We start from the raw sequence: 13,837 nt of genomic DNA, 5'->3' as shown, positions 1-13,837 counted from the left end.
CTTCTCGATGGGGCAGGTCGGATGGACTTGGCAGCCAGGGTCGCCGCGGCGATGTGGGCGGAGGACACCGCCAGCGCAGGGCTGGGCATGCGGCTCGTCGACGTCGGCGCCGGGACGGCGCGGCTCGAGATGACCGTGCGCGACGACATGGTCAACGGGCACGGGATCGCGCATGGTGGATTCGTGTTCACTCTGGCCGACTCCGCGTTCGCCTTCGCGTGCAACTCGCGCAACCTGGTCACGGTCGCGCAGGCCTGCGACGTCGTCTTCGTCGCGCCGGCGCGCCGCGGTGATCTGCTGGTCGCCGAGGCCCACGAGCGGACCACCTTCGGCCGGAACGCGATCTACGACGTCACGGTCACCCGTGGCGACGAGGTGATCGCCGAGTTCCGCGGCCGCAGCCGCCAGTTGTCGGGGACGATCATTCCGGAGGAAGCATGAGTCGCGAGGCCTTTCTGGTCGACGGAGTTCGGACGCCGATCGGGCGGTACGGCGGCGCGCTCGCCGCGGTCCGGCCGGACGACCTGGCCGCGCACGTCGTCTCGTCCCTGCTGAACCGAACCGCCCTGGACCCCGCGCTCATCGACGATGTCGTCCTCGGGTGCGCGAACCAGGCCGGCGAGGACAACCGCAACGTCGCGCGGATGGCCGTACTGCTGTCCGGGTTGCCGGAGTCGGTTCCCGGGACGACGATCAACAGGCTCTGCGGGTCGGGGTTGGACGCTCTCGCTTCCGCGGCGCGGTCGATCATTGCCGGAGACAACGACATTGTCGTGGCCGGTGGGGTCGAGTCGATGTCGCGGGCGCCGTTCGTGATGCCGAAGGCGGGTTCGGCGTACTCGCGGCAGGCGGAGATCTACGACACCACGATCGGCTGGCGGTTCGTGAACCCGGCGCTGCAGGCGCAGTACGGGATCGACTCGATGCCGGAGACCGCGGAGAACGTGGCGGCGGAGTTCGGGATCTCGCGGGAGGACCAGGACTGGTTCGCTCTGCGGTCGCAGCAGCGGGCGGCGAAGGCGCAGGCCAATGGTCGGCTGGCCGAGGAGATCGTTGCTGTCGAGGTGCCGGGGAAGCGTGGTGCGGTGACGGTCGTCGACACGGACGAGCATCCCCGGGAGACGTCGTACGAAGCTCTGGCGGGTTTGAAGACTCCTTTCCGTTCGCCCGGGACCGTCACGGCTGGAAACGCGTCGGGGGTGAATGACGGGGCTGCGGCTTTGCTGGTGATGAGCGGGGAGGCTGTCGAGAGGTTTGGTGTTACGCCGATTGCCCGGGTGGTTGGGACCGCGGCTGCGGGGGTGCCGCCGCGGATCATGGGGATCGGGCCGGCGCCGGCGACTCGCAAGCTGCTCGACCGGACCGGGGTCGCGCTGTCGGACGTCGACGTGATCGAGCTGAACGAGGCGTTTGCCGCGCAGTCGCTGGCCGTACTGCGGGAGCTCGGCCTCCCCGACGACGCCGAGCACGTCAACCCGAACGGCGGCGCGATCGCCCTCGGCCACCCGCTGGGGATGTCCGGCGCCCGCCTCGCACTCACCGCGGCCCTCGAGCTTCGCCACCGCGACGCCGGGTACGCGCTGGCCACCATGTGCATCGGCGTCGGCCAGGGCATCGCGACCCTGCTCGCCCGTCCCTAGGAGAACGTCATGTTCGGTGCGGCCTGTCCGGAAGAGCTTCGGGACGCCGGCGAGAAGCTGTCCGTCGACGAACTCCGGTCCCGGCAACTATCGTTGCTGCAGGCAACCGTACGGCGGACCTACGAGAACGTGCCGCACTATCGTTCCGCGCTGGATGCGATCGGCTTCAAGCCCGGGGACCTGCAGTCGCTCGAGGACCTGAGCCGGTTGCCGTTCACCGCCAAGAAAGATCTGCGCGACAACTACCCGTTCGGAATGTTTGCGGTGCCCAGGACCGAAGTGGTGCGGGTGCATGCTTCGTCCGGGACTACTGGGCGGCCGACTGTGGTTGGCTACACGCGGCGGGACCTCGACAACTGGGCCGATCTGATGGCGCGGTCGATCCGGGCGGCCGGTGGGCGTGCGGGCGACGTCTGCCACGTGGCGTACGGCTACGGCCTGTTCACCGGCGGGCTCGGGGCGCACTACGGGGCCGAGCGGCTCGGGTGCACCGTCGTACCGGTGTCCGGCGGGATGACCGAGCGGCAGGTGGACCTGATCCGCGACTTCGGGGCGCGGATCATCATGGTCACGCCGTCGTACTTCCTCTCGATCGTCGACGAGATGGCGGCGCGCGGGCTGGACCCGCGGGACACCGCGCTCCGGATCGGCATCTTCGGGGCCGAGCCGTGGACCGAGCAGATGCGCCGCGAGGTCGAGGAGCGGACCGGGATCCACGCGGTCGACATCTACGGCCTGTCCGAGGTGATGGGCCCGGGGGTCGCGCAGGAGTGCGTGGAGACCAAGGACGGCCTGCACATCTGGGAGGACCACTTCTACCCGGAGATCATCGACCCGGTCACCGGCGAGGTGCTGCCGGACGGGTCCGAGGGCGAACTGGTCTTCACCACCCTGACCAAGGAAGCCTTCCCGGTACTGCGGTACCGCACCCGCGACCTGACCCGCCTGCTGCCCGGCACCGCGCGGCCGGGGATGCGCCGGATGGAGAAGATCACCGGCCGGACCGACGACATGATGATCGTCCGCGGCGTGAACGTCTTCCCGACCCAGATCGAGGAACAGATCCTGCTGGTCGAAGGCCTCACGCCGCACTACCTCTGCGTCCTGACCCGCCCCGGCCGCCTCGACGAACTCACCGTCCAGGTCGAGGCCGCACCCGGTCTGACCGATCACCGGACCGCCGCCGCCCATCTGGCGCAGCGGGTCAAGGAGCGCGTCGGCGTGACGATCACGGTCGAGGTGGTCGAGCCGCACGGGCTGGAACGCTCGCTGGGCAAGGCGAAACGCATCCGCGACGACCGAACAGGCTGAGAGGGTGGCTGGCCGGTAATCCTTAGAGCAGAGCTTCGGGCTGGGTTTCGAAGTGGCGGGTCTTGCGGAACGCCGGGGGGCGGATGTGGGGGCGGACCAGAGCCTCGACCTCGAAGTCCTCCAGGTTGAACTTGGCCGCGATCTCCCGGTACGACGCTCCGGTCCGGACCTCTCCCACGACGTCCTCGACGCGGACGTCCGAACCGTCCACCATGGGCTGGCCGTAGGCGCGTGCGGGGTCCACGATTACGTCGATGTCGTGGTAGATGACGAGTCGGAGCGTGGCGGCGTACCCGTCGTCGGACCAGCCGATCGCGGCCGAGCCGCGGCGAAGGACGCCGGGCAGGCCGCCCTGGCTGTCGCGGATCCGCTCCCAGCCCTGCTCGCGGCCCTCGTTGGAGATCTCGATCAGCAGGTCGCGGCCGTCGTACGCCAGGCCGGACCAGGCGAGCGGGTAGTGCCGGCCGGCCCGGGAGCGGAGGGCGACCGCGGCCTCGCCGATCGCCTGCAGGGACAGACCCGAGCGGCGCAGGTGCCGGAGCATGTGGGTCTCGACCAGGCCGGCGAAGGTGATCGTCGGTTCGCCCCGGGTGCCGCGGCCGGCCTCGAGCGCTCCGGAGCGCAACCAGTCGCCGAGTGTCGTTGCCGGGAGTCCCAGATGCAGGGCGACCTCGGCCCGGGTGTAGAGCGGCCGGTCGAACCGTGGGTCCACGTGTCACCTCGTCTGCGCTGAGCGGGCGCTGTCAGGACCAGAGTGCCAGAAATGTGTATCGCTGCCCCGAGCAGTCCGGTACGGTGCGCGCAATGACTCCTGTAGAACGTCCGTCGCTGACGGCCGACGAGCGCACCCAGCTGGTCGGATGGCTCGATGTCCAGCGTTCCTTCGTGCGGATGAAGTGCGAAGGACTCACCGAAGAAGATGCCCACCGCAAGGTTCTGCCCAGCTCACCGCTGAGCACGATGGCCGGTCTGGTCGCGCACCTGCGCTGGGTCGAGTACGACTGGTTCCAGACGCGCATCGCGGGCGTGCCCGACACCGGGCAGACGCCGTGGACCGAGGGCGGGCACGTCGACGCGGAGATGTTCGTCGACGACGTACCCATCGCCCAGCTGCTGGACGAGTACGACGAGGAGTGCGCGCGCTCGAACGCCACGGTCGCCGCCCTGGAGCTGGACGCGGTCGGGAAAGCGGGTCCGCCGGACAAGGCGCCGTCGGTGCGCTGGGTGCTCTGCCACATGATCGAGGAGACCGCCCGGCACCTCGGGCACCTCGACATCATCCGGGAACTGATCGACGGCACCAGGGGCTACCAGCAGCCCGGCGACTCCTGATCCGGGGCCGAACCAGTCGGCCGGGTGGCCTGGTCGCGAGCACGATCACCGGCCGCCTCGCCGGGGCGGTACCGGACGGCCCGAGGCGTGGATAGGATGTCCGGCATCTGGCACGGGGTAGCGACAAGAGGTGTGATGAGGGAACCCTCCGTACGCCGTTATTCCGGGCGGTCAGTCGAGGAATGGAAGGCCGCACGCCGGGAGCGGTTGCTGGCCGCGGCACTGGAGCTGTTCGGGACCGAAGGCTATCCGGCGACGTCGGTGGAACGCCTGTGCACACAGGCGAAAGTGTCGACCCGGCACTTCTACCACGAGTTCCAGAACAAGGAGGCCGTACTGCTCGCGGTGCACGCGCAGGTGATCGAGCTGGCGGTCGGGAGCACCGGCGACGCGCTGCGCCGGACGGCCGACCGGCCGGTCCGGGAGCGGATCACCGCGGCCGTCGACTCCTACCTGCGGACGATCATGGCGGACCTGCGCCGGGCACGGATATCGTTCGTCGAGGTGGTCGGGACCAGCCCGGCGGTCGAGGAGCAGCGGATCGCGTTCCGGGAGCTGCTGATCGGCAGTGTCCGCGACCTCGGCGACACCGCGGTCGAGCGCGGCGAGATCAAGCGCAAGGACTTCCGGTTCCTGGCGCTGGCGTTCTTCGGCGCGGTCAACGCCGTGGTCTACGACTGGATGCTGTCCGACCCACGACCACCCGAGCAGAAGGTGCAGAAGTCCCTGCGGGAGCTGGCCGTCCAGCTCATCACCGCCTGACGATTCACCGCCTGACAATCAGGACGAGCTGACCCGCTTGCCGAGCTCCGCGAGGGCCTCCTCGCGGGTCAGCGCCGCACCGGCCTGGTACAGGGCGTCGTACCGGTCGTTGCCGAGGGCATCCTGCAGCCGGTCGACGACTCGCTGCAGGTCGACGGGCCGAACCCCCCACACACCCTTCATCCGGCCGGCCATGCCCAGGGTGCGGGCGGCCTGCGCGAACTCGCCCGCGACCAGGTCCACCTCGGCGGCCGCCTCGACCGCGGCGGCGGCGAGCGGCATGTCCTCGGTGGTGAGCGCCAAGGCGACCGCCTCCCGGGCACGGCGCTGCCCTTCCTCGACGTCACCGGTCAGCGCCGCCATCCGGCCGAGCTGGGCCAGCAGCATCGCCTGTCCGTGCGGTGCGAGCCGCTCGGCGTCCAGGTCGAGCATCGAGTACGCGAACTCGATCTCCCGCTTGGCCTCGTCCAGCCGCCCGAGCCGCTCCGCGAGCCGGCCGTACCCCAGGTGGGACATCGCCTGACCGCTGCGCGACCCGCTCTCCTCGGCCAGCCGCAGCGCCTCGTCCAGGTCGGCCCGCGCGCCCTCGGGATCGCCCAGCTCGAGCCGGCACATTGCGCAGCTGCCGAGCAGCTGCCCGACGCCCTCCGTCGTACCCAGCTCGCGGATCAGCCGGAGCGCCTCGACCAGCGACTCCAACGCCTCCGCGTACCGGCCAGAGGTCGACTGGTACTCGGCCAGGCCGCGCAGCGCCATCGACAAACCGAACCGGTCGCCGAGCTCGCGGAAACCGTCCAGCGCGAACTCCAGGTCGGCCGCCATCTGGTCGACCTCGCCCTCGTTCTCGTGGAACATCGCGTTGGCCATCGTGGCCATGCTCCGCACCCACGGGTCGGGGTGCTCGCGGCCGGTCTCCAGCCAGCGGAAGGTCGCGGCCTTGTCCCGGCGGAAGGCGGCCCAGATCGCGTTCACGAACAGCGCGATGCCGACCTCGCGGACCTGCGCGTGGTTCCGGCTCAGCCAGCGGATCGTGGCCAGGTTGCGGATGCCCTGCTGGAACGCGCGGGCCGGATCGTTGTCGCTGGAGACCCGGCCGAGCGCGAGCAGGTACAGCGCGACGGCCCGGTCGACCGGAGCAGACCTGCCCGGTACGGCGAGCGCGGCCTCCATCCAGCCGACCGCCTCGGCCGGGCGTCCGCTCATCGTCCAGTACTGGCCGAGCACCGCGACCATCTGGACGGCGACCCGGGCGGACCCGATGTCGATCGCGTACCGCAGGGCGTCGATCAGGTTCTCGTTGTCGGCGTTCAGCCGGGCGATCCACTGGATCTGCTCGCCGGTTTGGAGGGCCGGCCAGGCCTTGCGGAGCATCCGGCTGAAGTACGCGGTGTGCTTGCGCCGGAAGCGGTCCTGCTCGCCCGCTGCCTTGAGCTGCTCGGCGCCGTACGCGCGGACCGTCTCGAGCATCCGGTACCGCACGGACCTGTCGTCGGCCGCTGCTTCGACGAGGGACTTGTCGACCAGCGACGCGAGCAGGGTGAGCACGGACTCGGCCGGGATCGCCTCGTCGCTGCAGATCTGCTCGGCCGCGTCCAGCGTGGCGCCGCCGGAAAACATCGAGAGCCGCCGGGCGACCGCTTGCTCGTCCGGGTCCAGCAGCTCCCAGCTCCACTCGACCACGGCCCGCAGCGTCTGGTGCCTGGGGAGCGCGGTCCGCGACCCGCTGGTCAGCAGCCGGAACCGGTCGTTGAGCCGCTCGACGATCTGGTCCGGGGTCAGCGCCCGCAATCGGGCAGCCGCCAGCTCGATCGCCAGCGGCATACCGTCCAGGCGCCGGCAGATCTCGGCCACCGCCGCCCGGTTCTTGTCGATCAGCATGAAGTCGGGACGTACGGCGCGGGCGCGGTCGACGAACAACTGCATCGCCGGGTAGCCGTCGGCCTCGACACCCTCCTCGGGCGGGAGGCCCAGCGGACCGACCGGGTGCAGGTGCTCACCGGGGATGCTCAGCGGCTCGCGGCTGGTCGTCAGCACCCGCAGCCGCGGGCAGGATGCCAGCAGCGAGTCGACCAGGCCGGCGACCTCTTGGATGAGGTGCTCGCAGTTGTCGAGGACCAGCAGGATGGGACGGTCGGCGATGACCTCGACGAGCCGCTCGGTCGCGGCCCGGCTGGTCGGGATGTGCTTGGGGGTCAGGGTGGCCGGCAGGTCGACGTACTCCGACGCGCCGAGGGTGGACAGCACCGCGGGCGCGACGTCGGCCGCATCACCGAGCGGAGCAAGCTCGACGAACCAGATGCCGTCGCCGGACTGGTCCACGAGGGTCCTGCCGGTCTCGGTGGCCAGGCGGGTCTTGCCGGCGCCACCGGGGCCGACCATCGTGACCAGTCGGGTGCCGTTGCTGAGCAACCGGGTCAGCTCGGCCACATCCTCGCGGCGGCCGACGAAGCTGGTCAGTGGTGCTCGCAGGTTGCTGTGGCGCGCTTTGGACGGCGCGGGCGATGCGGTGGCCGGCTGGGGAGCCGGGTCGATGCTGTCGCCGCGCAGCACCGAGACATGCAGGTTGCGAAGCCGGGTGCCGGGGTCGGCGCCGAGCTCGTCGGCCAGCGTGGCCCGGAGACGCTCGTACGCGGCCAGGGCCTCGGCCTGGCGGCCGTCGGCGTACAGCGCGCGGATCAGCAGCTCGTGGACTCGCTCGCGGAGTGGGTGGGTGGTGGCGAGGTGTTCGAGGTTGGCGACCTGGTCGCGGGCGTGGCCGCAGCTGACCGCGGCCTCGGCCAGGTCCTCCGCCGCCGCCAGCCGGAGCTCGGCGAGGCGGTCCGCCTCGATCGCGGCGAACGGTAGATCGCGCAGGTCGGCCAGGGCCTCACCACGCCAGAGCTTGTCGGCCTGGGTGAGCAGGGTGTGCGCCTGCTCGGCGTCCGAGGTCAGCAGCCTGCGGCCACGCCGTACCAGGTCTTCGAACTGCAGTGCGTCGACGCAGTCCGGTCCGATGGTCAGCGTGTAGCCGGCCGGGCCTGACTGGACCGAGATGCTCGATTCGGTGGCCGGCAGACTCGCGCGCAGCCGGGAGACGAGCGACTGCAGTGCGTTGGCGCTCGGGGCCTCACTGCCCCACAGGCCGTCGACCAGGGTCTCGACGCTGACCGGACGGCCGGCGCTCAGCGCGAGCCGCGCGAGCAAACCGCGCAGCCGGACTCCGCGGACGTCCAGCGGAGTCCCGTCGGCCGCCCACATGGCGAGAGGCCCAAGCACCGCTATGCGCACTCCACCAGCCTCGCACATTCGACCGACCAAACACCCCTGCCTTTTGTCACTTGGCTGCCTTAAGGTCGGAAGTCGTGACCGAAATCGCCGCGCAGACACAGAACGCGCTCACCCGCATCGTCGCCGAACGTCAGTCGAAGGGCCGGGTCCCCGGTGTCGTGGGAGCCGTCGCCCGCGAAGGTGGGCTGGCCTGGTCCACCGGGATCGGGTCCGCCGACCTGGACCGTCCGGGCGAGCCGCCGACCGCGGACTCGCAGTTCCTGATCGCGTCGCAGAGCAAGACCCTCACCGCGGTCGCGGTGATGGCGCTCCGCGACGAGGGGAAGCTGAGCCTCGACGACACCGTCGAGAAGCTGATCCCGGAGAGCAAGCACGAGGGCATCACCGTGCGGCAGATGCTCAGCCACGCCACCGGCATGCAGCGCGAACCGGTCGGCGACGTCTGGGACCTGATGAAGTTCCCGTCCCGCGAGGAGCTGGTCCCGGGGTGGAACGAGGCCGAGCGGGTCGGCAGACCGCACGACCGGTTCCACTACTCGAACCTGGTCTACTCGTTGCTCGGTGAGATCGTCGCCCGGCTCGACGGCCGGTCCTGGTACGACTCGGTCAAAGCCAGGATCCTCGACCCGCTGGAGATGCGCCGGACCACGGTCGGCATGGACGGCGGGCCGGCTCAGACCGGGTACTACGTGCCGCCGTGGACCGACGTACCGGTCAAGGAGCCGCTGATCGACATCGGCGCGATGGCGGCGTGCGGTGGACTGGCGTCGACGGCCGAGGACCTGGCGAAGTGGGCGATGTTCGTCGCGAACCCGGTCGACGAGGTGCTGTCGAAGGACACTCTCGAGGAGATGTGCCAGGTGCAGATCATGGCCGACACGGACCGGTGGCAGCTCGCCTTCGGCCTCGGGTTCATGCTGCTGCGCCGCGGCGAGCGGCTGTTCGTCGGCCACGACGGCGGGATGCCGGGCCACATCACCTCGACCTTCGTGCACCGCGAGTCCGGTACCGCCGGGATCGCGCTGTTCGGGGCGCCGCCGGCTTCGTCGCCGAGCGCGCTGGCCACCGACCTGATCATCAAGGTGCTCGAGGACGATCCGCTGCCGATCCCGGCCTGGGTCCCGGGTACGTCGGTCCCGGCGGAACTCGAGGGCGTCCTCGGCACCTGGTTCTCCGAGGGGACGCCGTTCGTGTTCTCGGTCAAGGACGGCGTACTGGAAGCCAAGTCGCCCGACGCGGCCGACTACCTTGCCCCCGCCGTGTTCGAGCGCGTCTCGGAAGACACCTACCGCACCGTGTCCGGCCGCGAGCGGGGCGAGCTGCTGCGGATCACCAGGGACAGCTCGGGCACGCCCACACAGTTGCACTGGGCAACTTATCTGTGCACCCGGGCGCCGCTGTCCTTCGGCGAGCTCGGCAACGCATGACAAGGGCCCGGGGAGGTTCCCCGGGCCCTCATCGTGGTTGGTCAGGTACGGCGGCGGTAGGCGCGGATCGCCAGTGGCGCGAAGACCGCGACCAGGCCGACCATCCAGGCCAGCGTGATCAGCAGCGGCTTCTGCAGCGCGCCGCCACTCATCAACGCCCGTTCGGTGTTCACCAGGTAGGTGATCGGGCTGACCTTCACGAACGCCTGCAGGAAGCCGGGCAGCGTGCTGGCCGGGACGAAGATGTTGCTGCCGAAGGTGAGCGGGAACATCACCAGGAACGCGATGCCCTGCACCCCCTGGGCGGTCTTCATCGTCAGGCCGAGCCAGACCCAGATCCAGCACATCGACAGCGCGAACAGCAGCACGATCAGCATCGCCAGCAAGCCGTTGCCGACGCCGTTGTGGAACCGGAAGCCGAGCACGAAGCCGCTCGCCATCAGGATCACGATCGACAGCGAGTACCGGATCGCGTCGCCGAGCACGGCCCCGATCAGCGGCGAGATCCGGGCGATCGGCAGGCTCCGGAACCGGTCGAAGACGCCCTTGGCGAAGTCGTCGTTCAGCCCGACCCCGGTACCCATCGTCGCGAACACCACGGTCTGCACGAGCAGGCCGGGCAACAGCGTCGGCAGGTAGCCGCGCCAGCCGCCACCGCCCGCGATCGCGCCGCCGAAGACGAACAGGAACAGCGCCAGGAAGATGATCGGCTGGAACGTCACGTCCGCCAGGGCTTCCGGGTTCTGCCGGATCCGGACGATGTTGCGCCAGGCCAGCGTCAGGCTCTGCGGCACCCAGGCGAACGGCCTGGACCGGCGCGCCGCGTGCGCAGGTACATCCAACGTTGCGGCGCTCATCGGCCCGCTCCTTCCAGGATCGCGTCGCTCGGACGCTCTTCGGCGGCGTGGCCGGTCAGGGCGAGGAAGACCTCGTCCAGGCTCGGTAGCCGCAGGGACAGCTCGGTGACCGCGATGCCGGCCTCGTCGAGGCGCCGGACGACGACGGGCATCGACGTACCGTCCGTCACCGGGACGCTGACCAGCGCGTTCACCACATCGACCGACGGGCGAGTGCCGACCGACTCGGCGACGATCGCCGCGACCCGCTCGAGGTGCGCCGGCTCGGCCGGGCGGACGTCCAGCGACTGCTTGCCGGCCTGCGCCTTCAGCTCGGCCGGACGGCCGGACGCGACCACGGCACCCTTGTCGAACACGACGATCGAGTCGGCCAGTGCGTCGGCCTCTTCCAGGTACTGCGTGGTGAGCAGGACCGTGGTTCCGTCGAGCACCAGGTTGCGGATCGTCTCCCAGACGCCGTTGCGGGCGTGCGGGTCGAGACCCGTGGTGGGCTCGTCCAGGTACAGGATGTTCGGGTTGCCGACCAGGCTGGCGGCCAGGTCGAGCCGCCGGCGCATGCCGCCGGAGTACGTCTTCGCGATCCGGTCGCCCGCGTCGACCAGCTCGAACCGCTCCAGCAGCTCGTCGGCCCGGGACTTGCTCTGCAGCCGCGACATCCCGAGCAGCCGGCCGATCATGACCAGGTTGCGGCGGCCGGACATGTCCTCGTCGACCGACGCGTACTGGCCGGTCAGACCGATGATCTCGCGCACCCGCCCGGCCTCGCGGACGACATCGTACCCGCCGACCGTGGCGTGACCGGCGTCCGGCCGGAGCAGGGTGCCGAGAATGCGGACCGCGGTGGTCTTGCCGGCGCCGTTCGGGCCGAGGACCCCGAGCACCGTGCCGGTGGGCACGCTCAGGTCGACGCCGGCCAGCGCGGTCGTACTGCCATATTTCTTGACCAGACCGACCGCCTCGATGGCGACCTGGTTCGTTGTGGTCATCGGTTCCTCCCAGTGCTTGTCACTGGGACTACCGTGCCGCCACGGCCTGGCACCGGCCTGGCACTCGGCTGTCAGGCCATCTCAGCCCACGTCAGCCCGCTGGCGTCAGCCCTTGAGCGGGACGATCTGGTTGGCCAGCAGCGCCTGGTAGGCCTCCGGGTTGTACCGGGCCAGGTTGCCGCGCGCCCGGCGGCGGTACTTGAGGATCTGCCGGGTGCCGATCGCCCACAGCACGTACTGGAAGGCCAGGGCGAACTTGAAGTCCTCGATCGTCTGCGGCGCCCCACCGGACGACGCGTCCAGCAGGATCCCGACCATGCCGATACAGAGCAGCGTCGCGATGAACCCGCCGGTGTTGACCATCCCGTTGGCGGCGCCGAACCGGGTCGCAGGGTTGAACGTCCGGGCGTAGTCCAGCCCGAGCATCGACCCCGGGCCGCCGGCCGCCTGGACGACGATCAGCGCCAGCAGCACCGGCATCGGCGCACGGCCCGGCCAGAGCAGTACGACGGTCCACATCAGGACCGAGCCGGCGACGACCGCCAGCACGATCCAGGACCGGTAGAACGGGAACCTGGCGGCGTACCGCCCGACCAGTGGGCCGTAGCAGAGGCCGGCGAGAACCGGCACGATCAGCATCGCCGCAGCGGTCGTTGGCGCGACCCCCTGTCCCTGCACGAGGAACGGGAAGCCCCAGAGCAGACCAAACGTGCTGCCGGAGAAGCTGGTGGTGAAGTGCGTCCACAGACCGAGCCGGGTGCCCGGCTCCTTCCACGCGCGCTTCAGGTTGCGCCGTACCTCGGTCAGCGACTGCTTGGGCCGCCGCAACGGTTCGTCGTACGGCGAGTCCTTGATCAGGAACAGTACGGCGACACCGGCGACCAGGCTGAGCACGCTGGCACCGGCGAACGTCGGCGTCCAGCCGAAGGCGTGGAAGGCCGCGGCCATCGGCACGGTCGACATGATCGCGCCGAGCCCGCCGAGCATTCCAGTCGCCTGCGACATCACCGGCTGCCGCAGCGCGGGAAACCAGGACATGACCACCCGGAGCACGCTGATGAAGACCAGTGCGTCACCGACGCCCAGTACGGCGCGTGCCGCCAGCGCAGCCGGGTACGAGTCGACCAGGCTGAACGCGGACTGCGCGATGAAGAGCAGGCCGGACGCGGTGATCAGCAGCCGCTTGGAGCCGTAGCGGTCCAACAGGATGCCGAGCGGGACCTGCATAGCGGCGTACACGGTCAGCTGGACGACGGTGAAGCTCGCCAGCGCCGATGCGGAGATGTGGAAGCGCTCTGCGGCCTGCAGGCCGGCCACGCTCATCGAACCGCGGTGCAGGACGGTCACGAGGTAGGTCAGGACAGCAGTGGCCCAGACCGCCCAGGCGCGACGTCCGCCCAGGGGGTAGAGGAGTTCGGTCACCGAGTGCCCCGCAGATCCGTCGCGGCGGTGTCGATGTGGGCGACCACGAGCTCGCGGAACCGCTTGACGCTGTTGCCGCCGAGCGCGTCGATCATCTCCTGGTGCGCGGTGATCGACTTGTCCATCCGGGCCGGCTGCATCTCGATCCCGGGCACGCCCATCCGGACCTGACGGTCGCGGAGGCTGTTGTAGAGCTTGGCGAGGATCAGGTTGCCGGCGGCACCGACAATCGCCTCGTGGAAGGCGCGGTCCGCCTCCAGGAAGCTCTTCGCGTCACCGGACCTGCGGTGCGCGCGCATCTCGTCCACACGCCGGCTCAGCGCCTCGATCAGCTGCTTGCGACGCGGCCAGACCTTGGCTGCGGCGTGCGTCTCGATCAGCTCGCGCGCCTCCAGGACGTCGTCGATCTCCTGTGGCAGGACCGGGAGGACCAGCGCGCCCTTCTTCGGGTAGAGCTTGACCAGGCCGGACTCCTCCAGCCGCAGCAGCGCCTCGCGAACCGGAGTGCGGGACACACCTACCGCCGTGGCCAGCTCGCCCTCGGTCAGCAGCTCGCCGCCGGGGTAGACCCGGTCCAGGATCGCTGCCTTCACGTACGCGTAGACGCGCTCGGCCGCGGGAATCTTCTCCGCTTCCGGCGCTGCCTCGACCACCACCCGGGCGATCTCCGCGGTCTCGTCCCCCAGGATCAACGCAGTACTCGCCGGTGCGTTCTCCGGCACCCCGCCTGTCACTTCACTCCCATACGACCGGTATCTCTGTTGTATCTATCTTACACACAACTCAATCCACTGATTCGGGCCGGTATTCCCCAGCTTGTCCACGAGTTATCC

The 13,837-nt window shown here is 70.1% G+C and carries 12 protein-coding genes; 6 read left to right on the top strand and 6 right to left on the bottom strand.

The features are described 5' to 3' along the window. Positions 1 to 21: 21 nt before the first annotated feature. Genes paaI through paaK form a run of 3 tightly spaced genes read left to right on the top strand, consistent with a single transcriptional unit; the run spans position 22 to position 2,951 of the window. Positions 22 to 441: a hydroxyphenylacetyl-CoA thioesterase PaaI gene (paaI, locus tag AB0E69_RS40400; RefSeq protein WP_360159543.1), complete on the top strand. Its 420-nt coding sequence runs from the start codon at positions 22 to 24 to the stop codon at positions 439 to 441. After that, positions 438 to 1,640, top strand: coding sequence for a 3-oxoadipyl-CoA thiolase (pcaF, locus tag AB0E69_RS40395; protein ID WP_360159541.1), 1,203 nt, complete (start codon positions 438 to 440; stop codon positions 1,638 to 1,640). Before paaI ends, pcaF begins: the two co-directional genes overlap by 4 nt. Before the next feature lie 9 nt (positions 1,641 to 1,649). Next, positions 1,650 to 2,951, top strand: a complete 1,302-nt coding sequence (paaK, locus tag AB0E69_RS40390) for a phenylacetate--CoA ligase PaaK (RefSeq protein ID WP_360159539.1) — start codon at positions 1,650 to 1,652, stop codon at positions 2,949 to 2,951. Positions 2,952 to 2,973: 22 nt separating this feature from the next. On the opposite strand, the gene AB0E69_RS40385 is transcribed toward paaK, so the two are convergent. After that, complete coding sequence (locus AB0E69_RS40385; RefSeq protein ID WP_360159537.1) at positions 2,974 to 3,663, bottom strand: DUF433 domain-containing protein; 690 nt, start codon at positions 3,661 to 3,663, stop codon at positions 2,974 to 2,976. 92 nt (positions 3,664 to 3,755) lie between these two features. Between AB0E69_RS40385 and AB0E69_RS40380 the strand changes: the two genes are divergently transcribed. Together AB0E69_RS40380 and AB0E69_RS40375 are read left to right on the top strand one after the other, a co-directional pair. Continuing rightward, positions 3,756 to 4,283 (top strand): DinB family protein, encoded by a 528-nt coding sequence (locus tag AB0E69_RS40380; RefSeq protein ID WP_360159535.1) that lies wholly within the window; start codon positions 3,756 to 3,758, stop codon positions 4,281 to 4,283. Between the two features lie 135 nt (positions 4,284 to 4,418). Beyond that, on the top strand, positions 4,419 to 5,045 hold the full coding sequence (locus AB0E69_RS40375) for a TetR/AcrR family transcriptional regulator (RefSeq protein ID WP_360159533.1): 627 nt from the start codon (positions 4,419 to 4,421) through the stop codon (positions 5,043 to 5,045). An 18-nt stretch (positions 5,046 to 5,063) separates the two neighbouring features. On the opposite strand, the gene AB0E69_RS40370 is transcribed toward AB0E69_RS40375, so the two are convergent. Beyond that, positions 5,064 to 8,300, bottom strand: coding sequence for a BTAD domain-containing putative transcriptional regulator (locus AB0E69_RS40370; protein WP_360159531.1), 3,237 nt, complete (start codon positions 8,298 to 8,300; stop codon positions 5,064 to 5,066). 86 nt (positions 8,301 to 8,386) lie between these two features. Here AB0E69_RS40370 and AB0E69_RS40365 point away from each other — a divergent pair, with 86 nt between their 5' ends. Beyond that, entirely contained in the window at positions 8,387 to 9,739 is a 1,353-nt protein-coding gene (locus AB0E69_RS40365; RefSeq protein WP_360159529.1) for a serine hydrolase domain-containing protein, read from the top strand. A gap of 41 nt (positions 9,740 to 9,780) precedes the next feature. Here AB0E69_RS40365 and AB0E69_RS40360 read toward each other — a convergent pair whose 3' ends face one another. The 4 genes from AB0E69_RS40360 to AB0E69_RS40345 form a co-directional block, all read right to left on the bottom strand. Then, positions 9,781 to 10,596 carry an ABC transporter permease gene (locus AB0E69_RS40360; protein WP_360159527.1) on the bottom strand — a complete coding sequence of 272 codons (816 nt, stop codon included), beginning with the start codon at positions 10,594 to 10,596 and terminating at the stop codon, positions 9,781 to 9,783. Next, the gene (locus tag AB0E69_RS40355; protein ID WP_360159525.1) at positions 10,593 to 11,582 is read right to left on the bottom strand and encodes an ATP-binding cassette domain-containing protein; all 990 of its coding nucleotides are present in this window, start codon (positions 11,580 to 11,582) and stop codon (positions 10,593 to 10,595) included. The genes AB0E69_RS40360 and AB0E69_RS40355 overlap by 4 nt, the downstream gene beginning before the upstream one ends. A 105-nt stretch (positions 11,583 to 11,687) precedes the next feature. Further along, positions 11,688 to 13,004, bottom strand: coding sequence for an MFS transporter (locus AB0E69_RS40350; RefSeq protein WP_360159523.1), 1,317 nt, complete (start codon positions 13,002 to 13,004; stop codon positions 11,688 to 11,690). Beyond that, positions 13,001 to 13,738: a GntR family transcriptional regulator gene (locus AB0E69_RS40345; RefSeq protein ID WP_360159521.1), complete on the bottom strand. Its 738-nt coding sequence runs from the start codon at positions 13,736 to 13,738 to the stop codon at positions 13,001 to 13,003. The genes AB0E69_RS40350 and AB0E69_RS40345 overlap by 4 nt, the downstream gene beginning before the upstream one ends. Positions 13,739 to 13,837 lie beyond the last annotated feature (99 nt).

The organism is Kribbella sp. NPDC026611 (assembly GCF_040638345.1).
GTDB lineage: Bacteria > Actinomycetota > Actinomycetes > Propionibacteriales > Kribbellaceae > Kribbella.
Note: the sequence above shows the minus strand (reverse complement) of the source record. Positions and strands in the feature narration are given on the sequence as shown.